We start from the raw sequence: 20,219 nt of genomic DNA, 5'->3' as shown, positions 1-20,219 counted from the left end.
AATCGGTCAGTATAGAGGACACAATTAACAGTTGATGCTGAGTTCTACAGCTATGGATCCGAAAATCACGCTCGTTACGATTGGCGTTGAAGACATCGACGAGTCCATTACGTTCTATCGAGACGGACTCAACTTCCCAATGCAAGACCGTGACGCCAACAGTGACGTCGCCTTTTTCACACTTGAGGGAACGTGGCTTTCGGTCTATCCCAGGGAGAAACTCGCCGAAGATGCCAACGTCCCCGACGACGGAAGCGGATTTTCCGGAGTGACATTAGCACACAACGTGTCAAGTGAAGCGGAAGTGGATACAGTGCTTGCGGAAGCCGAAGCAGCAGGTGGTCGTATTGTTAAACCGGCCCAGGACACCTTTTGGGGCGGATATTCAGGGTATTTTGCTGACCCTGACGATCATCTCTGGGAAGTGGCATATCCTGCTCTCACTACTGAGTAGCAGCTATTGGTCGGTCTCTATCAGCGTCCACGGAGGCCATAGATACGCAAATCTACTGTTCGGGTAATTCCGCAGAAATAGGCTAGAAGAAACGACGGAGATATACTGTATCTATCCTCTGTATCGGTCACGACGGTACTGACACACTCTGTGTAGTTCGAGAAGGCACTGCTGCATACACAGCGCATATCAGTCACACGTATCCGGATATTGTCTACCAGCCAATATTCAAAATACACTCTCTAATATTACTTGATTCATAGTTGACCTCATTATAAATGCTTCTGTCTACATCTTTGCGGTAGTAATGGCAATTTGTTTAGTCGGTATAGTAATTTGGCGTAGTGAAGAAGACTAACCCACAAAGGAGCGTTCAATCGTCTGGATGATATTCATCTAATTCAGACAGCACCTCTTTAGGATAGAAGTCCTCGGGCGTCCACTTCATAAGCCGAGTCTCTTTCTGGAAATCCGGGTAATGCTTTCCTTCCAATCCAAGGAGTTCACGAAGCTCTTGGTACTGATCAACCGTTATCGCATCCCAGAACGCTAAGCACGAGAGAGTGATTACTGTAACAGCCGGTACTCTGTAGACCCCGTGAATTGTCTCTCCTCGATAATCCCCATACCCATGCTGAGAAGGATTGCGGTGTTCTTTTAATTCTCGAACTAGCCCATTGTTTGGATTTAATTCTCCTTCAGGATTCTCAATTTCTTCAGGTTCTGTCAATTCATCGAACCGACTTAGAAATTCTGTGAGGCTCTCTTCGGTCACGCCCAAAGGAGCCTCAAGATCTTCCAAATCCTCGAGATCGTGATTTGGAGTCTCGTACTCCGGGTTAACATCTTCAAGTCGATGGAATTCGAGAAGTGTCTTCCGAGTACTGGCATTAGGAGAGTCTTGAAACCAATTTTTGATTCTGGGTTGGAATGTCCGGTGATTTCCGTCATTAATTCGATCAGCGAGAGCCTCCAATACTGGAAAACCATATCTATTAGCAATTTGGAAAGAATGAGTAATGATTTTGTGAATAGTACGATCGATATCAAGAGGCGGGTTTCCTCTCTGTCTCTCCCCTAGTAAACCAATCTGAATCAATACCATCAAGTCTTGTAGATCGGATGTATATACTAGTTGCTTCATACACCAACCGAATGATTTTGCTATCTGGCTTTCAGAACATTCGGCGTTATCTCCATGGAGTTCTAAGGATTCCCGTCGAGAATCCATTAAGTCCGAATAGAGGCTGGCGGCTGCACCAGTCACTCTCCAATATTCGTAATGTCCAGAGTCAACGACATTCCAATCAGTCATCAAAGTCATTGATAAAAGATAACGTGGGAGTACCCGCTGTGCTTCTAAAGGGAGTTCCAGACCTTCACCTAAATTTAGAAAACCGACGCCAGGACCTGCTTGGAACGGCGTACTTCTAGTCTGATCAGGAGTTTTGTCAAATGGAGGATAATCCTCAAATGAGGCTTTTTCTAGATCGTTGTGATGAAGTGTTAGAAAGTGACCGTATCGTTTGGGGAATAGATCTTCCCATCCCTCTTGATATTCCATAATAAGAAATCGTCAATCATACGGATTAAAACCATAGGAGAGTCGGAAGGTGGATATTGAGAGAAGATACAATACTCAAGGTTAGGAATAAAATCCAGCCTATTCTGACGGTCAGGACGGCTTTGTCTGGCGCTGTTTGATACCAATTGAGACTGGCCTACTCTCCCGTCCTGGGTTCGTTGGAGTGCGCGAATCACGCCCTGTATTCAGCATGCGGATTCTGACAGGACCTGGGTAGCTTCGGACTCGATATGACACGGCAGTTCGCTGTCCCTATCACTCGGGGCAACTGGTTCACTCGTGGCCGACTCACGCTCTGTATCTCGCACGACACTTCTGACAGGGACTGGTGAGGTTTCTACGACCGTGCTGCATACAGGGCGCATATCGGTCATCGGGCTTTCAGCAAAAAGTGAGACACTCAATTATTCAGTACAGGAGACTCACGTAGTAGTGCTAGACGCCAAAATCACCACAGTATGTCAGTAGCGCTGTGTGAGAGACAGAACGTGACGTCGGCAGCAGCCATCACGACCCTCATCCGTGGCCGGCGTTCGAGACGGTAATGAGTCGATAGCGAAGGTGACCGCCAGCGAAGGCGATAGCAGCGATCCCCAATATCACGGGGACGACTGGCAACAACAGAATTCCGATGAATGGGATTCCGAGCGCAAGGCCGAGGAACCCAATGCCGACGAATAGCAGCCCACTTCCGACTCCCCATCCGACAACGATGGGCCGACTCGATCCCAGTACCGCGATCGGTCTAGCTCGGAACTCGGCTACTGCTCGCTTACCAGCAGCAACGAACGACATCCGCCCACGAGCGAGATCCACCGGTATCGAGCGTCCTGCCACGCCAGCAACGGCACCGGCGATGGTGACTATGACAACCGCAACAAACCCGAAGACAGGGGCTGAGAGCAGTTGCACGAGCCCATAGGGCGGCAAAATCGGGTTTATAACCGATAGCATGGTCCCGAGTCCGAACACCGCGAGAAGCGTCCAAGCGGCCAGTCCGCGGCTGTTCGGTATCGAGCGGTCGGTCAGCGACCGGAGAGCGATGAGGTCAACTGCAACGGTACACACCGCAAACACGATCGGAAACGAGGTAAACGCAACCCGGAAGAGACTCCGAACTACCGCTCCGTCGGCGGCGAACACCCCGGTCGCTTGTCGCGTCCAGTCGAGTTGGTAGCCGAGCAGGTACGGAACGGCCCACGCAGCGATGAGGCCGCCGACGAGCCCGAGCACGTAGCCACCGGTGATGAGGCCAAACAACACCGGATGATCACTGAAGCTGTCGATCTCCTCGACTGTTCGATCCGGATTCGTGGCGTCAGTGCGACGTTCGCCAGGCTCGTTATCGACCACACCGACTGCTCACTCAGAGGCTACAAAGCGATTTGGGTGGCCCCGTTGCAATCAGTGGGTCGCTGAAACGGTGGCTCGGTGGTGAGACTGGCCGTTCCGTCGATGGGGTGAGCGGCTGTCCCACCGGTAGTGTGGTTTGTGTGGACTTTGCTTCCGACCCCCGCTCCACATACGCGCTGTGTTTTCAGCACGCCCCCCTCTGAGTCATCGAAATTTGGAAAGATCTAAAGTAGTCCATTCGCATCTGTACTGAGCATTCACAGTTGACCGTATCGAGACTTGAGAACGGTTCTATGACACGCTGTCAGTAAGTAGATATACTGAGCAGTTGGTTCGTCCAACCAGTCCTGAACTCACCGCTGTGAGAACGGTTTGTTGACTCCATATCTTCCTGTTCGATTTCCGGTCTCACGATGATTCCCGGTATCAGCTCTCTCCAGGAAGTTGGTCGTGATTATCGCCGTAATACCGACTGAACGCGTGTAAGTGAACTGATGTCGGATTATTAATATCAGTCGGCACCCGATGTAGAGTATGCGAGTTGCGGCAATTGGAATCGGTGGTGCTGGGGGCCGGATTGTCGATCGGCTGTGGCGAGACTATGAACGTCGCGAGACGGCGTATCTCGGCACGGCCTGTGCAGTCGACACGGACACCCAAGCGCTCAATCGACTCAACACTCTCCCGGGTGACCAGCGCCATAGCTTCGGACTCCTCGAAACAGATGGGGATGGGACCGACCGCGATCGCACGAGCGCTATCGCCGCTATCGAAGACGAACGGCGCGAAGTTCGCCGGGCGATAGACCCACTGGTAACCAGCGATATCGACGCAATTATCCTCGTCACTGGGCTGGCGGGCGGGACAGGTGGTGGGGCCACAGCCCAAATTGCTGACGCACTCGCGGAGATCTACACGATTCCAATCTACTGTGTGTCAGTCTTGCCTGCCGGGTGGGATGAAAAAGAAGCTGTGGACGCGATGCGAGCACTTAAGACGCTCGAAGCAACTGTCGATGGACAAATTTTGTTCGATAATGAAGCCTGGCTCACCAGCGGGCAGACTGTTGATGAAGCTGCCGAATCGCTGAATGGGACGCTTGTGACTCGACTCGGGACACTCTTTGCGGCAGGTGAGGCGACAGAGTCCAAGTCTGTCGGCCAGAGTGTCGTCGACGCCAGCGAAATAATTAATACCCTCTCGGACTCGCGTTTCGCAACGCTTGGCTACGCCAGTCAGGAACTGGGAACCGACGAAGGCACCGGTGAAAGCAACGTCATCGACCGACTCCGAAGCCGGTTTTTCGCCGATGAATCTGACGATATTGATGAAATTGAAGCATACGATGCCGTCGAGACAACACTTCGCCGTGCGGTGCGTGATAAACTGACGGCCGAATGTACGCTGGACTCGGCCGATAGTGCCCTGACCGTGTTTGCCGGGCCACCCGCGTGGTTACTCCGAGATGCGGTTACCGATGGCCAGCGGTGGCTCGCAGACGAACTGCAGTCACCTGAGATACGGAGTGGTGATATGCCGACACCAGATCAGTCCAAGTTGTCAGTACTCGTCTTGTTCAGCGGCATCACAGAAATGCCGCGGCTAACAGAACTCGAAACACTGGTCGAAGAAGCGCAGTAAGACAACTTGGCAGATATTATTGCCGGGATTAGAATCAGCCCAAAGAGTCGTCAACGCTTTTGATTAGAGTATTTCACAAAACCTGGATTCCCGATACCGATTACTCGGATTGGTCCGGACGGTCCACTACGTCGGCGAACGCTACATTCTCTTGAACATGTGTGATTTCGACGGTGACTTCTTCGCCCGGAGAGGCAGCACTCACAATGACAACGAATCCACGCTCGACGCGCGTGATACCGTCACCTTGGTCGCCAAGATGTTCTATTTCCACTGTTCGCCGTTCACCCTCTTCAACAGGCGGGCCCGGATTGTCAAGGCTCCCACCTGAAACGACATCGCTATGGTCAGTACTCTCTTCACTGCCCATTCTGGGGAGTATCGCTACCCGATAGGTTTCGTTGCGTTGGATAGCGCCAATATCAACCTCTTGCTGTGGGATCTCGATAACAAAGCTACCCTCGTGCTGGTCAATCTCAGCTGAGAAAAGAGTGCGTAGTTCAGTCGGAATCTCCATTAGAAACTTCTGTAAGTGTTCCCCAGTGGGTACACTTGATTCTATGGTTTGCTTAACGAGGTATGCAGACTTTGTCAGACACAGTTGGAGCCCAGCTATTTCTGAATCGGTCTCATAGGGCAACACATGCTTGGGCGTCTGCGAGCAGTCCTCTCCGAGACTGGTCCTGACTCATGGTACGAGTGTCGCCACTGCGGGCGGACGCTCCAGACGAAGCGCAATCACTGTCCGACTTGCCAAGCCGAAGAAATAGCCACCTATCACCTCTAGACGATAGGGAAACAGGTTGCCGAGGATGAGACATATAGACGAACCCGACCTCCCCACGTGGATCAGGGAAGCGTATGAAACGCTCGAAGCCGAGTACGCGTCTGGGATTGACGAACTCTCCCGCACCGACGCCGAGGAGATCCTTCTTGCAGAAGACGGGAATATCGAAGAGGAGGCCGATGCTGTGTATGCCATCGACCGCTTGCTTGACCGTGGGTGGCTCTACGAAGTCAACGATCGACTTCGAAAAACCGAGTGACTTTGGAAATCCCAGCACAGGCTCGCAAACGTAATCGGTTATCCGGGAATGGGACCAATTCCGGAAGTTTCCGGAAACGTCGCTGTTCACGAAGGAAATATCGATAGACTACGGCCGGGAAACGGGTGCGAGGAACAGTAAATTGAGCGCTTTCCGGAAACGGCCCAGCTATCCTTTTACGCTTCGACGGAAAACAGGTCTGATGATATCAAATGATTCGCGATGCTCGTGTACTTCGGGCGGGGTTCATTCCGAAGGAAATAGAGCATCGCGACGCCGAAGTGAACCACCTCTCTAGCGTTCTGGAACCCATCACGAGCGGCGAACCCGCCGACACTGCCATCGTCACCGGCCCCAGTGGCGCCGGAAAGACGTGCATCTCGAAGTTCGTCACCGAACGGCTCCGCGAGGAGGTGCTGGATGTCGAAACAACCTACGTCAACTGCTGGCGCAACTACACTCGCTTCCGAACGCTCTACCAGATTCTCGACGAGCTTGACCAGACGATCGATATCCACCGACAGTCCACCCCCCACGACGAACTCGTCGACAGACTCCAACAGTACGACGGACCGCGAACGGTAATCATTCTCGACGAAGTCGATCAACTGGAAGACCCGGGCATCCTCTACGACCTACACAGTTTGGAGCAGTTCGCGCTGGTCTGTATTGCTAACAAGGAAGAGGAACTGTTCAGCCGCGTCGACGACCGGCTCGTAAGCCGACTCCGCTCCAGCGAACACGTCCGGATGGACAAATACCACAACGAGCAGCTCTACGACATCCTGAGCGCCCGCGCGAGATGGGGCCTCGACAAGGATGTTATCACCGACAACCAGCTGTACCACATCGCCGACGCCGCCGCCGGCGACGCCCGCCTCGCGATAGGGATTCTCCGTATCGCAGCCAGTACAGCCGACAGAGAAGACCGCGAGACCATTACCGATGAGATGTTGCGAGACGCAGCGGACGATGCTCGCGCAGAAATCAGACAGACGAGTCTCGATTCACTCACACCCCACCAGCAAGCCGTCTACGATATCGTACGCGAACACGGACCAATAGGGCCCAGCAAGATTCACGACCGCTACGGCGATGCCGTCGATGACCCCCGAACGAAACGGACTGTCCGAACCTATTTGTCGAAGATGGTTCAGTACAACCTGCTGGTAGCCGAAGGTACGAGCCGTGATCGACAGTATTCGTTAGCCACCGAGTCGATTAGTTCACCGACGAAGTGAGGGTTGAACAACGATTCGATGGGATATTCTGTCGTGGCTCTTGCCGAATTCAGTGAAGCAGTCCTCTATGCAGACTAACAGAACGCTTCGTGATGAATACACAGCGCATATCTCTCAGTCATACAGGCGAATTTACTGAATCATATTCATAATAAGCAATTGCCAAAAGATGAGGGACTGTAGGTCCGATATTGGTAGTCACTTCCGGTTGTTCAATACCATACTCTCTTAGTGCAGAATGCAACTCTTCTCGAAGTTCATCTTTGCTTTTTTGAAGGTATATTGAAATTTTCTCAGCATCCTCATTTCGAACTAAAGCTATTGATTCCGCTAGAAAGTCTTTTGTTTGTGATCTGATCGCACCATCGATATCCGGAGATCGGACATCCTTTCCAAAAATCGTAGATATGACATCGTGATACATTGTTGCCATTTCTCTAAGACTATATAGTTGATTGATTTTCTGTGCATTATTTTCAACCTCTGATATATTTCTTGTCATGAGACAACTACCCACATATATATTTTGATTGACCTCACAGATAAAGTATGGGCGAGAGGCTGCCCGATTGGGTTCGTTCGAAGGCTGCATTGAGAGAGCAGTTGAAAAAATATCCTGGTTTTGAGGCAGGATACGAACATTATCTTTACGTGCTGGAATTTGAGCGTGAAGACCACGAAGATCCGTACTATTATGTAGGAAAGACTAGCTCTGGTGAAGATGGGCTATTTCAGGAAATACAAAGGCGAGCGAGGAATCCGTTTACTTTCCAGCGACCGATTGATTTCAAGGGTTTTGACGTTCTTACCACTCATCGTAAAGATGAATATAATATAATAGATATCGAACGGATAAAAACTCTTAATAATCCGCCAGAAGCTATGGGTGACGAGTTTGCAAATGAAGGTGAAAGAAAGCTAGCGTATCAAATTTCTATCGAATATAACACAACCAATGTGCTGGGTGGGAAATAGGTGGAAACCACCTATCTTATTGACGATAGAGTCATGCTGACTACACCCTCTGTATCGGTCAAACCGTTACTGACAGGCTCTGAGTAAGTTGAAACGGCGTTGCTGAATACAGGGCGCGTATCGGTCATCGGTTCGTCACTCAATACGGTCAGAGCGTATCGCCACGTACAGACAATGAACCTAACGGACTTGACGGCATAACATCAACTACGCAATTAGGAACGATGGAATCATACACGTCTCTCAAATCAACTGATTGGGCTTTGAGCCTATTTCTGACCGCTATCGTCATTGGGTGGCAACTCTCCGTCGGTAGTAGCTTCACCTCAACGGTGGCTGGGATGCTGACGTTTGGCGGCCTCGCTCTCGGAATCAGTATACACGTGTTCGAATGGTATCGTGAACGGTAAGCACGGTTACTGAGCACTTATTTCGACGTCAGTAAGACGGAATAAACGAGGAGTCTGTGAGAGATGCACCCTCTAAGTCTTGCACGATAACTGGTGACAATATCAGTAGTCTGAATGTTGTTTTATCAGAGTACTCAGAAGCCCGTGTTATTAACCAACAGGCGGACTGCTTCGGCTGTGTTTGTTGGTTAACAGCCTGCCAGACCATTCCGGAGAGATTCGCGGAAACGGGCTGAAGAATCGAAAACCCGGACATGACAGGGAGGTACAGACTGATACAAAGGATTCCCTGAAACGTGGAAGTGACACGCCGTGCCTTATCGGAACTGTGAACATTTAGTTGAGTATGCCAGACCACTCACCATCGAATCGATTGGCGGTCGATCAGCCTACCCGTGGCGCTGATCGCAATCAGTCTATTGCTGACCAGGCCAACCCAGCAACGGACGACATCTTGCTTCCGTCTCTTGACGACGGTATCACGTTGCTGGACGTCGACGGCAGTCGGGGTGTTCCGATTTTGCAGTCGCTCGTCCTCGATCATCTCCTCATGCACGATGGCCCCGCCTTCTGGGTTGACGCCAACGGGCATGCGACCACGACCAAGCTCGCACAGATAGCCCCGAGTCAGCGGCTGCTAGACCGCATCCACGTCGCCCGTGGCTTCACAGCCTACCAGCACTACGGCGCCGTCGACGAGCTCTCAACAGCTGTGAACCAGTTCATCCAGCAATCGACCGAACCAACCCAGTCAAGTAGCCATCAGCCATCCAGGCAGGAAGACGACTCGTCGCCGCATACGCCCTCGCTCATCGTTGCACCAGCGGTCGACGCCCAGTATCGCGCCGACGATACCCTCAGCGACCAGCACGCCCAGACCCTCCAGGCACGGACACTCGCTCGGTTAGCGACATACGCCGATGGCTACGATATTCCCGTCCTCGTCACTCGGTGCGAGTGCGACGAATTCACGGCGCCGGTCGCGACGGCCGCCGACCATCATCTGAAGTGCAAGCAAACTCGGATGGGACCACGATTCGTGGGCGATGACTTCGAAACGCTCGTCTACCCTGTCGACGACGGCGCGTACTATCAGACGACGTTCGCGTATTGGCGGCAGGTAATCGAAGCCCGCGCAACGCAAGTCGAGGTGGAACCGACGACCACCTCACCCCAAACGACCTCCGACGGCGTCGGTACGGCCGTCACAACGGAGGGAGAGACTGTCACAGTCGCGGGCAATCCCCTGCTTGACGCGTGGACCGCTGCCGGCGCCGGGGGGCAATAGCAATGGGGCGCACGAATCCAACGTATCGTGATGCCCTGCGAGCCATTGAAGAGCGCTGGGCCGATTTTCGGCGGGCACTCCGCCGTCGCGACCAACCGCACTTCGACCAGCTGTTCGAGTACGCTCGCGAGCATGCCGACGCGAGTGGCCTGTTGAACCACCAGAATCCGCTCGTACCTGCACTGTTTAGCATCGATCTCGAACAGGAGGCCAGACTCGATACCCACGAGGAGCGAATCGAGGAGCTGGAAGCGACCCTGGAAACGCAGCGAGACCGACAGCAGCGCGAGGAAACCGACCGATGACGGACCTCAAGACTGTCGCGTTCGACATCGAGACGACGGGGTTCGCAACGACAGACCAGCTGACTGTCGTCGGATTCGATGCAGCAATTAGCTCTCGCGTGTTTCTCAATACCGGCGGACGGACGTCCCCGCCCAAGCTCGAACAGCGCCTCAATGAGGAACTGGAGACGCCGATAACACTCTCACTTCACGATAGCGAGGCGGCGCTTCTCGAAGCGATGACGGAATTTGTCGGCTCAACGCTCGCCGATCAGGAGGTCAAACTAGTCGCGTACAACGGCGACACCTGGAACGGTGGCTTCGACCTGCCCTTCCTCCGAACGCGGCTGACCGCCCACAATCTCGGGTGGCCATTCGCCGACCTTCCGTACGTCGAAGTACTGGATGTCTTCGAATCACGGTTCAACACGACAGCGGATACGCTGGACGGCGTCTACGAGGAACTCATCGGGGCTGGTCTCGGCGACGTGGATCCGTTCACCGACAGTGCAGCAGCGGTCACCGCCTGGGAAAACGGAAATTTCGAACCACTGGTTTTGCACAATGTTGCGGATATTCGCCGGACTCGAGCGCTGATGGAACTGGCAGAGCGGTACTGTTCGAAATCAGACTTCTCGATGAAATCACTGGATCCGGTAGTCAACTAACCCCAACGATGCCGTTTACAATCGATTTCTTGGACGATGGTCGTGTATTAGAGTGGGAAGCCACGGCTGATGGCGCCCTACGGACCGAGCACAACGACTACACGCCGCGATTCTACGTAGCGACACGGTCTCCTGAGGACGACCTAGACCTTGCGGAACTTCGGACACAGTACGAGCGGCACCCGGATGTCGTGAGGACCGAAGTCGTCACCCAACGACCCGGCTTTCGTCGCGACGACGAACCCGTTCTCGCCGTCGACGTCGGCCACATCGACCGTGTCACGTCGCTCGCACGTCAAGCACGGCAGCTATCGTCGTATCCAGTCGGGGACCTCGCCTGTTTTAACGTCGACTTCTCGCGAGAGTTCCGCTACTGTCTGGAAAACGATATCAGCCCAACGCCGGCGACGGAACTGTCGCCGCTCCAACTCAGCGTTCCGGTGACCGAAACGAGCAACGACGTCTATGGGGAGTTAACGGTGGCCGGTGACACAGTTACTGGCTCACCGATAGAGCTCCTGAGTGCCGTGCAAGCAGCGCTCGAAAACCACGACCCGGATATCCTGGTCTGCTCGACGGGCGGGATTATTCCGACGCTGTACGAGATGGCGACAGACGCCGGCGTGGACGACTTCTCGCTGAGTCGGTGGCCCGAGGTCGACTACCAGCAACTCGCCGGCGAATCGACGTACACGAGCTACGGGCAGGTCGGGCATTCGCCAGCGCGGTACAACGTCCCCGGGCGGGCGATCATCGACGAGTCGAACACGTTCTTCTACGGGGAGACGAACCTCGACGGCGTTCTCGACCTCGTGTCGCGCTCGAAAAAGCCCGTCCAGGAACTCGCGTGGGCGTCGATCGGGAACGTGCTCACGGCGATCCAAATCTGCGAGGCCCACGACCGCGGCGTCCTCGTCCCGTGGAACTCCTGGCGTCACGAGTTCTACAAGCCGATGGGAACGCTCCACGACGCCGACCGCGGCGGCTTCATTTTCGCGCCCGAGGTCGACCTCCACGAGAACGTCCACGAACTCGACTTCTCCTCGTTGTATCCGAACATCATCTGTACCCGGAACGTCTCGCCGGACGTTATCCGGTGTGACTGCCACAGCGACCGCGACGACGTCCCCGGCCTCGGGTACTCGATCTGTGACGACCGGGGCTACCTCGTCGACGTGCTGCAGCCGATCATCGACGCTCGCGACGAGATCAAGGCGGCCATCCGTCGCGAGAAGGAACGGGACGATCCCGACGAGGACCGACTGGCGGAGCTCGAGGGGCGGTCGGGAGCGCTGAAGTGGATTCTCGTCGCCTGCTTCGGGTATCAAGGGTTCAGTAATGCGAAATTCGGCCGGATCGAGTGCCACGAGGCGATCAACGCGTTTGCTCGCGAGATTCTGCTGACGGCGAAACAGCGACTGGAAGCTGGCGGCTGGCGCGTCGTCCACGGCATCGTCGACTCCATCTGGGTGACGCCGGACCCCGACGTCGACGACGATGACCGCGAGGACCTCGAGACGCTCGCGACGGAGATCACGGAACGTGTCCAGATTCGGCTCGAACACGAAGCCCACTACGACTGGGTGGCGTTCGTGCCGCAGCGCGAGAGCGACGCCGGCGCGCTGACGAAGTACTTCGGGAAGGTCGACGGCGACGACGACTTCAAGATCAGAGGTATCGAAGCCCGGCAACGCTCAACCCCGCCGTTCATTGAGGATGTCCAGCGGGATTGTCTCGACCGGCTCAATGCCACGCGGTCACCGGACGCAGTACTCGGACGTCTCGAACGAGCAATCGGCGAACTACAGGCGGGCAACGTAGCAGTAGAGCGGCTCGTCGAGCGGAACCGTGTCTCCAAGCCCCTGGAAAGCTACTCACAGAATACTCAGAACGTGGCCGCCTTGAAACGGGCTCGCGACCAAGATCTGGCAATCCACCCGGGACAAGATATCGAGTACGTGGTCGTCGACGACGAGAAATCGTCGCGAGATCGGGTCGCCCTCGCCCACGAAGCGAGCGAGACCTACGACGCCTCGTACTACGAAACGCTGCTGGTCAGAGCAGTCGAGAGCGTGCTTTCACCGCTCGGATGGGACCGATCCGACATTCGCCGGGAGCTCTCCGGTGAGAGGGACGCCGTTTTGAGCTCGTTCGGAGCCACCAACGAACTGTCGTAGTGGACCCCACCCCTGGTTTCCGTCGTTTCGATCCAACCCCACGTTTCCGACGTAATTTTCGACCCCCCTCGTTTCCGTCGTTTCCTCACGCCCCACCCCGGATTTCCGTCGTCCGCACCCACTCAGTAGTAGGGGGTCACTACTCGCGAGTCCAGTCCTGCATCCGGCTGTCCTCAAGGATCGTTTCGCGGACGACCTGGGGATCTTCGATGAGTCGGTTCTGGAGGTGGATCCCGCCCGCACTTCCCTTGTTGATCTTCTCGATTTCGGCAACCCCGAGGAAAGCCTGCTCTTTCAGGATGTCGCGGAACCGACGGACGGAGAGGATATCCATATCGAGATGGTTGCAGATGCGTTCGTACTGGTCGTACACCCGGCTCGTGAGGAACGCATCGTCGTTGCTGTTGACACTCAGTTCTGTGAGCGCCAGCAACGCCGCCTTCGCCTGCGTGGGTGCGCCGTTCACGAGTTCTCTGAACCGGTCCTTTTCGGCGTGCTGCTGTGCCTGGCGGACGTGTTCCTCCGTCACCTGCTCTGCTCCGGCCTCGTAGGCGACCTCGCCGGCGTGGCGAAGAATGTCGATTGCCTTCCGAGCATCGCCGTGTTCCTGCGCGGCGAAGGCCGCCGAGAGCGGAATCACATCCTCGGAAAGGACGCCGTCCTGGAAGGCGTCCTCACGGTTGAACATGATCTCCCGAAGCTGGTTGGCGTCGTATGGCTTGAAGAACAGCTCCTTGTGCTGGAAGCTGCTTTTCACGCGCTCGTTCACGTTGTCGACGTACTGGATCTTGTTGCTGATCGCGATGACACCGACGCTACAGTCGATTTTTCCCGCCTCCTCAGCGCGCGAGAGTTTCATCAACACGCTGTCGTCGTTCATCAGATCGATCTCGTCGAGGATGATGATCACAGAATCGAATTGAGTGTCGAGCGTCTTCCAGAGGAGTTTGTAGTATTTCGACGTACTGAGGCCGGTATGTGGGACGGAGATTCCAGTCGAAGATTCATCGTTCAGCTTCGCGGCCAGTGAGGAGATTGCTTGAGTCTCCGTGTTGTCTTCAGCACAGTCGATATACGCGGTTCCAATCTCGACGCCATCCTGAGCGGCATTCTGAGCTCGTTGGCAGACGTGTTTTGAAACGAGAGATTTACCGGTCCCAGTTTTCCCGTAGATCATCACGTTTTCCGGGGAGTACCCGTGGACAGCACCGTTGAGACGTTTCGCGAGCTTCGAGATTTCCTCGTCGCGACCGACGATCCGGTCAGCCTCCGGCACGTGACCGATTTTCAGGAGATCCTTGTTCGCGAAGATACGATGCCCGGATTCAAAGAGTGGATCGTCGACAGAACTGGGTGAAGAGTCGGGCGTCATTGAATATCACACGGTGTGAGCGGGGGGAGTATAAATCTAGTGGAGAACGCCACCCCACGTTTCCGACGTTCCTTGTCCGATATCAGCGGGAAAATGCCGTCATTCGGTGGAATTGGATTGCTGACAATATAGCCGCGTTTCCGACGTGAGAGAGGAAACTCGTAGACGGAAGCGGCGCGTTGTTGTCGAACCCCAAACCCACACACCCCACGTTTCCGTCGTAATCACCGAACAGGTGGGGAGGGGACTCGAAGAGGACGTCCACGACGAGATACCAAAGACGAGAGCGGTCTAGCCGTCCAATACTGGCCGTCTACAGAATCAGCTGGAAAGGATTGTTTCAGCTGAGGGGGCGAAGTACTTCGCCCCTCTTTGACCGAAGCACACTTAATGAGCGTTTCTCAGCTATACCACTTTAATCTATGTGTTGCAGAAGTTAGTTCATCTCTAGATTGATTCTAGGTCAACAGAATTAGTGGCTGTATAGCACTATCGTAGCCTCTCCCTACGCCGTCGTGGAGAAACGACGGAAACGCGGGGGGTGTGGTCCCTTCGAAATCAGCGTCACCCCCTCCACCAACATCCAGTTACGACGGAAACGTGGGGTGGGTATCCTCCATCATCGAGTTTTACTCGTCCGGGTTGACCGGACCCTTGTACTGAGAACGAATCTTCTCTCCCTCCCGCCACTGCCAGTAGTAGTAGCGATTGTCGTTGATTTCCTTGATCGTGATCGTTGCTTTGGCCGGGACGTCGTCCGGAAGATCGTCTGGTCGTTCTTTGACCTCTTCTTGATCTGCCGACTCCTCGAGACGGGCCTCTCGTTCCTTGTGCTCGGCGAGCGCTTCAGCGTACGAAGCAACGTCTTGGAGCTGCTCCGGGTCCGACTCGTTGAGCGTGTTGACGATTTCCGTCGGGAGGTTCGCCGGTGGGGTCGGGGGTTCGTAGGACATCGGCTGCTCTCGTGTTAACCAACACGTCCCACGAATCCATAGTTTTGTTGGTTAAGACGATGGAGACGACTCTCGTGCCTGCTGACTGTAACACTACTCGAAACTTCTTTATATACAAGTTTCGTACTATGTTACACCGTGCTCCGGCGCATCGAACTCGAGGTCCTCGCCACGGTCGACCGCGGCGACACGATCTCCGAGCTCGCGGCGAAGCTCGACCACAGCGAGAGTTACCTCTCTCGTGCCGTCGCCGACCGCGTCGAGAAGGGGCTCGTCTACACGGAACGCGATGGCCGGCGAAAACGAGTCGTCCCGTCGGATGCTCGCGCCGTCGAACTCTATCGAGACCTCGTCCGCCAGCACTCCCACATCGAGTTCCCCGAACTGCTGACCGGGAAGGCACTCGAGGTGCTGTACTACCTCGATCAGCCGCGAACCGTCTCCGAGATCGCCGACCGGAGCGACAACTACCGCAACACGGTCAACCGTATCCTCAAGCGGTTTCGCGACCGTGGGCTCGTGGGGACAGCCGATGGCCGCTACGAGTTCAACGCCGACTTCGACCGCCTCCACGAGTTCGCCCGTGAACTCGCACACCATCTGCATCGCCAACGCCTCGAAGCCGTCGCCCCGAAGGGCACGATTCTCTGGGAGGACTACGACGAATTCCTCGCGCAGGCCGAGACGGAGATCAACGTGGAGGCGTTCCACGAAACCGGCCTCGCTCGATTCGCAGCCTTCGACCTCCAGTTCCTGCTTACCGGCCACCGCTACTACGTCTACTCCGAGGACCTCGACGTAGTCTCGCCGGCGGAGTTGTGTTGTCACACGCTGTTGATCGACGACGGAAGCCGCCACCGCTCGTACTGTCTCCTTCTCCTCAGCCACGTCGACGTCGACGAGGCGGATCTCCGAGAGCAGGCGGCGAAGTATGGCCTCGAAGACGAAATCGACGCCTTGCTTCGTTACCTCGAGACGCACGGCGAGGTCGACGATGCCCGGCTCCCGGCGTGGGACGAGTTCCAGGAGCTGGCTGCTGACTACGAAATCGAACAGTGATCGACTGCTAATTTGGAACGAATTTCGGGAGTTACGCTTCTTCGGGACGGGGAGCCTTCTCGTACTTGACCATCTTTTCGGGCTTGTCTGAGATGGTGTCGTAGATCTGCTGGAGGGTCTCCTCTGCGGCGAGCAAGTTGTGCTCCTCTAGGAACTCCCGCCCCTCCGACGTGAGGCCGTAGAACTTCCAGGGGTAGCCCTGCCGGCGCTGGTCGTCATCCAGAGCAACCTCCTTGACGATACCGGCGTCGATGAGATTCTGGATGTGCTTGTAGACGGTGGCATCGCTCACGCTGGGATTGAGCTCCTCGAGTTCGTACATCGAGGGGAGCTGCTCGGGGTGCTGGAGGATGTTGTTGATCAGCGCGAACCGCGTCTGCTGAGTGACGAAGTGGACGAGTTCACGAGATTCCATCCCCTCAGCAGTTCCCAGGTCGGTGCTCATACGAGACGATACACGGCCTGGCGGCAAGTAGTTTACCCTTGAGTAAATCACTCTGGAGTAAACCACGACCGATTGAGTAGGTGATTTACTCCGTAAACCATATCGCACAACGCTGAGAGGAGTCGAGTATGTCCGACGAGGAGCCGCCCGTCCCCGAGGAGGTCCTCACGAGTGCGAAGGATCAACTCGACGACGAGGAGATCTCGCTGGCCGACAACGAGGAGATTCTTCACGCCCTGAGCGAACTGACCCCCGTTTACGAAAACGAACGCTCGTACTTCGTGCTCGGGAACTACGACCGGGAGCCGATTCGCCGGCTGAACCTCGTTGTCGACCGGCTCAACCGCCGGCAGGACGCCTACGCCTTCCGGATGGTCGATATCCGCGGGGAGTGGGACAACAGCATCCAGAAATTCTGCCTGATCGCCGACATCGTGACCTATCTCGTCGGTGTCGCCGAGAAGGAGCCGAGTGACTTCCTCGTCGAGCAGGGGCTGCTCGTCGGCACGACGGAGTTCTTCGCGAAAAGCCACGTTCTCAAGCGGGTGTACGAGGACGAAGAGCACCATTTCGGCTGGATGCAGGACGGCATCTTCGAGCTGTTCGATCGAGAGGGACGCCTGTATCGCTGGCAGACCGAGGAGGAACTCGCTGACGTGACAGAAGAACTCCCGTGACGGCGGGTGAGATCGCGACTCATTCTTAACCAACGACAGAATTGAATAGGCCGGTCAGTTGGTTAATCAAGATCAGTCCGCGTTAGCCGGGAGACGACCATCCGGTCGCGGGACTCGGCCTCGCTTGATTTCGTGATCGACGCGACGCAGGTGCTTGCAGCCACCTTCGGGTGAGCGCTGCTGCCAGTCCGGACAGGTACACGATTCGTCGATGACGTCGACTTCGTACCTGTTGCCGGACGCGGACTGTACCTCGTAGCGGCAACCTTTCGAGAGGAGTGAGACGTCCATCGCTTCGGCGACGGCACGCTTCGTGCGGGGCTCGAGATCGTCCTTCGACTGTGCGTTCTCGTCGACGACCAGTCGGTCGCGAACGTCGCCCGTTCGGCCACCGTCGGGAGCGACGGTTTCTGCAGGGCCACTGAGCCGCTCGTGAAGTACTTCCTCCACCGGATGGCCTTCCGGCCACAGATGACATCCTCCCCGGCGTTTACGCCGGGGTTTCCTCCGTGGGAATCTCAGCCGGTCTAGGACTCGCCGGAGGCAACATTCCCGTCACGGTGGACGGTACTCGGGTCTGTGCGCTGTTCTTTGGGACTTTCGTGAGGGTGTGGTGTCCCCGACCAGTTGTGGTCGTCCCACTCGAACCGCACGGGCCGTGCCATCGACCTGACTGCCTTCTCTGTGTGCCGCTTCAAGAACGTCTCTGACGCTGTGAGGTCGGCATGCCCCTCGAATCCACACGGACACGTTAGTGTGTCCTGATGTCGTTTCGTTCGGTCTGTTGAACCGCACTGCGGGCACTCCTGGCTTGTCCACGCTTCCGACTGGACTTCCACCGAGATACCGTATTCCTCAGCAGTACATGCTAGCCGCTCAGTAAACTGCTTGAACGCCCAGAAGTTGTGGGTCTTGGCATTGGTTTCGACCGACCAATGCGTGTCCAGCACGTCGGTCAGTCCACCGATATACACCGTGTCTACGCCGTCCTCGTACAGCCATTCGATTAGGTCACGACACAACGCTTCCTGTGCGTGGTCGCGGCGGCGGGTTCGCTTCCGATACAGCCGCCGGATACGCTCGCTACTGTATTGGTCTTCCTGTAGCTTGGACTGTAACCGGGCGATTTCTCGCGTTGTCTCACGGAAGCGGTTGAACAGGTCCCGACCTTCGTACAGGTATTGGTCGCCGGTCGTGGTGGTACAGGCGACGAGATTGTTCGCACCAATATCCAGAGCGGCCTTCTCGTCGGCCAGTGGAGTCTCCCGTGTATCTGTAACAGTCACGGGTTGGGAAGCTCGGAAGATGCTGTCAGTCTCGTCATACCACAGGTCCAATCGTCCTTGTTTCTCGTAGTCGGGCCAATTCGGGTCGCCAGCGATTTCGAGTCGGAGACGCCCGGTGTGATCGTATCGGTCTTTCAACTCGCTCTCGACCAGGATCTCAAGCCGGGATCGCTCGCCCCACTCAACAGTGTATGCGTCGTTGCGAATGACGCCTTTGAGGACACGCCCATCGTCTTTGTTACCACGGAAGCCCGGCGGTTCCGGGTGTTCCGTAACGGATGTGTTCGATCCGTCGTGATACGTCTTCTTTGTATCGAAGAACCCGCGCCACGCTTCGCTGTTTTTGCGTATTACCTGTTGGGCGGTGGACGCGCCAAGCACACCTTTGTACTTGCCTTCGAGACTGCCGGTGTCAGCGTTCCACACGTCCTCGTCCTCAAAGCCGTCTTCGTCGTTGTAGCGCATGAGGCGCTGATAATTGACCTCGTTCCAGAGAGCGGCGGAAGCGTCCAACAGGTCCCGTAGCAGTAGCTCTCTCGTATCGGAGAGGGGACGCACGGCGAACGTGTTGGTGCGCTTCATCAGCCATTTCCAGATATGTTCGTTTGGAACTTGAACGTCAGCCAACCACGGTGAAAGTAGAACCCAATCATCTCGTTGGAGGCTCAAGACCAGCATTGATGCAGTGATTCTCATCGGAGCTTACGTGATTCACGCACGCCGTGAACGGCAGGACTCTCTCGCTGTCAAAGGTGGACCTCGCGGCGCTCTCGATGGTCGTAGGAGCCGCACGCCGCTGCGCTCCCGGTCCACACTCGCCAGGCACCGAGCGCGGCCATCACGTCGACGATGTCGCGGGGGACCGTCTGGTGGTCGTCCGGGAAGAACACCCGGAAGCGGGTACACGCCTCCTGGGGCGGGACAGTTTCCCACCAGTCTTCGCTGGAGCCCCAGCTATCGAACATCGCGTCGTCGCTCCCGTAGCCGACGGTCACGCCGTCGATTGGGGTCCAGTCTGTTGGGAGGTGGTCCGCCTCGCCTTCGAGCACCCGAAGAACGGCGTATCGGAGGTACTCGTGGGCTTGGTTGTCTGTCGTACGTGCGATCTGGTCATGCTGCTCGGCAACGTGCTCGGCTTCCTCGAAGACCGTCGTGAGATCGGGTTCAGTCATCATTCGACGGAGGTCAGAACGCGCCTCCGCCCCTCGGCGGGCGCAGAAAAAGTTAACCAACGATACGACTGAGGGTCCGCTATTTGTTGGTTAACACGACATTCCCCCAATACATACTTCTGGGACCCTCTGA

Annotated in this window: 19 protein-coding genes and 2 pseudogenes; 11 read left to right on the top strand and 10 right to left on the bottom strand. The window is 55.8% G+C overall.

Annotation, left to right across the window (positions count from 1 at the left end):
• Positions 1 to 52 precede the first annotated feature (52 nt).
• Positions 53 to 454 (top strand): VOC family protein, encoded by a 402-nt coding sequence (locus tag VI123_RS17915; RefSeq protein WP_336339434.1) that lies wholly within the window; start codon positions 53 to 55, stop codon positions 452 to 454.
• Positions 455 to 827: 373 nt separating this feature from the next.
• Here VI123_RS17915 and VI123_RS17910 read toward each other — a convergent pair whose 3' ends face one another.
• Together VI123_RS17910 and VI123_RS17905 are read right to left on the bottom strand one after the other, a co-directional pair.
• The gene (locus tag VI123_RS17910; protein ID WP_336339433.1) at positions 828 to 2,018 is read right to left on the bottom strand and encodes a hypothetical protein; all 1,191 of its coding nucleotides are present in this window, start codon (positions 2,016 to 2,018) and stop codon (positions 828 to 830) included.
• Positions 2,019 to 2,555: 537 nt separating this feature from the next.
• Positions 2,556 to 3,392: a hypothetical protein gene (locus tag VI123_RS17905; protein WP_336339432.1), complete on the bottom strand. Its 837-nt coding sequence runs from the start codon at positions 3,390 to 3,392 to the stop codon at positions 2,556 to 2,558.
• A gap of 534 nt (positions 3,393 to 3,926) precedes the next feature.
• Between VI123_RS17905 and VI123_RS17900 the strand changes: the two genes are divergently transcribed.
• Positions 3,927 to 5,033, top strand: coding sequence for a tubulin/FtsZ family protein (locus VI123_RS17900; RefSeq protein WP_336339431.1), 1,107 nt, complete (start codon positions 3,927 to 3,929; stop codon positions 5,031 to 5,033).
• A 100-nt stretch (positions 5,034 to 5,133) separates the two neighbouring features.
• Here VI123_RS17900 and VI123_RS17895 read toward each other — a convergent pair whose 3' ends face one another.
• Complete coding sequence (locus tag VI123_RS17895; protein ID WP_336339430.1) at positions 5,134 to 5,550, bottom strand: TRAM domain-containing protein; 417 nt, start codon at positions 5,548 to 5,550, stop codon at positions 5,134 to 5,136.
• Positions 5,551 to 5,845: 295 nt separating this feature from the next.
• Between VI123_RS17895 and VI123_RS17890 the strand changes: the two genes are divergently transcribed.
• Positions 5,846 to 6,079: a hypothetical protein gene (locus VI123_RS17890; RefSeq protein ID WP_336339429.1), complete on the top strand. Its 234-nt coding sequence runs from the start codon at positions 5,846 to 5,848 to the stop codon at positions 6,077 to 6,079.
• 212 nt (positions 6,080 to 6,291) lie between these two features.
• Positions 6,292 to 7,320, top strand: coding sequence for a Cdc6/Cdc18 family protein (locus tag VI123_RS17885; protein WP_336339428.1), 1,029 nt, complete (start codon positions 6,292 to 6,294; stop codon positions 7,318 to 7,320).
• A 118-nt stretch (positions 7,321 to 7,438) separates the two neighbouring features.
• Here VI123_RS17885 and VI123_RS17880 read toward each other — a convergent pair whose 3' ends face one another.
• Positions 7,439 to 7,822 carry a hypothetical protein gene (locus tag VI123_RS17880; RefSeq protein ID WP_336339427.1) on the bottom strand — a complete coding sequence of 128 codons (384 nt, stop codon included), beginning with the start codon at positions 7,820 to 7,822 and terminating at the stop codon, positions 7,439 to 7,441.
• A gap of 47 nt (positions 7,823 to 7,869) precedes the next feature.
• Between VI123_RS17880 and VI123_RS17875 the strand changes: the two genes are divergently transcribed.
• The 5 genes from VI123_RS17875 to VI123_RS17855 all read left to right on the top strand — a co-directional run bounded on the left by VI123_RS17875 (position 7,870) and on the right by VI123_RS17855 (position 13,122).
• The gene (locus VI123_RS17875) at positions 7,870 to 8,295 is read left to right on the top strand and encodes a hypothetical protein (protein WP_336339426.1); all 426 of its coding nucleotides are present in this window, start codon (positions 7,870 to 7,872) and stop codon (positions 8,293 to 8,295) included.
• Positions 8,296 to 9,051: 756 nt separating this feature from the next.
• On the top strand, positions 9,052 to 9,993 hold the full coding sequence (locus VI123_RS17870; RefSeq protein ID WP_407067017.1) for a hypothetical protein: 942 nt from the start codon (positions 9,052 to 9,054) through the stop codon (positions 9,991 to 9,993).
• 2 nt (positions 9,994 to 9,995) lie between these two features.
• Positions 9,996 to 10,298 carry a hypothetical protein gene (locus tag VI123_RS17865; protein ID WP_336339425.1) on the top strand — a complete coding sequence of 101 codons (303 nt, stop codon included), beginning with the start codon at positions 9,996 to 9,998 and terminating at the stop codon, positions 10,296 to 10,298.
• Positions 10,295 to 10,945, top strand: coding sequence for a hypothetical protein (locus tag VI123_RS17860; RefSeq protein ID WP_336339424.1), 651 nt, complete (start codon positions 10,295 to 10,297; stop codon positions 10,943 to 10,945). The genes VI123_RS17865 and VI123_RS17860 overlap by 4 nt, the downstream gene beginning before the upstream one ends.
• Before the next feature lie 8 nt (positions 10,946 to 10,953).
• Entirely contained in the window at positions 10,954 to 13,122 is a 2,169-nt protein-coding gene (locus VI123_RS17855; protein ID WP_336339423.1) for a type B DNA-directed DNA polymerase, read from the top strand.
• 139 nt (positions 13,123 to 13,261) lie between these two features.
• On the opposite strand, the gene orc4 is transcribed toward VI123_RS17855, so the two are convergent.
• Positions 13,262 to 14,494 (bottom strand): DNA replication protein Orc4, encoded by a 1,233-nt coding sequence (orc4, locus tag VI123_RS17850; protein ID WP_336339422.1) that lies wholly within the window; start codon positions 14,492 to 14,494, stop codon positions 13,262 to 13,264.
• Positions 14,495 to 15,123: 629 nt separating this feature from the next.
• A complete protein-coding gene (locus VI123_RS17845; protein ID WP_336339421.1) occupies positions 15,124 to 15,447 on the bottom strand; it encodes a hypothetical protein in 324 nt (107 codons plus the stop codon).
• A 138-nt stretch (positions 15,448 to 15,585) separates the two neighbouring features.
• Here VI123_RS17845 and VI123_RS17840 point away from each other — a divergent pair, with 138 nt between their 5' ends.
• Positions 15,586 to 16,506: a helix-turn-helix transcriptional regulator gene (locus VI123_RS17840; protein WP_336339420.1), complete on the top strand. Its 921-nt coding sequence runs from the start codon at positions 15,586 to 15,588 to the stop codon at positions 16,504 to 16,506.
• Between the two features lie 31 nt (positions 16,507 to 16,537).
• Here VI123_RS17840 and VI123_RS17835 read toward each other — a convergent pair whose 3' ends face one another.
• Entirely contained in the window at positions 16,538 to 16,951 is a 414-nt protein-coding gene (locus VI123_RS17835; RefSeq protein ID WP_336339419.1) for a MarR family transcriptional regulator, read from the bottom strand.
• Between the two features lie 128 nt (positions 16,952 to 17,079).
• On the opposite strand from VI123_RS17835, the gene VI123_RS17830 reads away from it, so the two are divergent.
• Positions 17,080 to 17,628, top strand: a complete 549-nt coding sequence (locus tag VI123_RS17830; protein WP_336339418.1) for a hypothetical protein — start codon at positions 17,080 to 17,082, stop codon at positions 17,626 to 17,628.
• Between the two features lie 72 nt (positions 17,629 to 17,700).
• On the opposite strand, the pseudogene VI123_RS17825 reads toward VI123_RS17830, so the two are convergent.
• The 3 genes and pseudogenes from VI123_RS17825 to VI123_RS17815 form a co-directional block, all read right to left on the bottom strand.
• Positions 17,701 to 18,108: pseudogene (locus tag VI123_RS17825) on the bottom strand (hypothetical protein); the annotation flags it as partial.
• 47 nt (positions 18,109 to 18,155) lie between these two features.
• On the bottom strand, positions 18,156 to 19,496 hold the full coding sequence (locus tag VI123_RS17820; protein ID WP_336339417.1) for an RNA-guided endonuclease InsQ/TnpB family protein: 1,341 nt from the start codon (positions 19,494 to 19,496) through the stop codon (positions 18,156 to 18,158).
• 170 nt (positions 19,497 to 19,666) lie between these two features.
• Positions 19,667 to 20,086, bottom strand: a pseudogene (locus VI123_RS17815) (hypothetical protein); the annotation flags it as partial.
• Positions 20,087 to 20,219 lie beyond the last annotated feature (133 nt).

The organism is Haloarcula sp. DT43 (genome assembly GCF_037078405.1).
GTDB lineage: Archaea > Halobacteriota > Halobacteria > Halobacteriales > Haloarculaceae > Haloarcula > Haloarcula brevis.
Note: the sequence above shows the minus strand (reverse complement) of the source record. Positions and strands in the feature narration are given on the sequence as shown.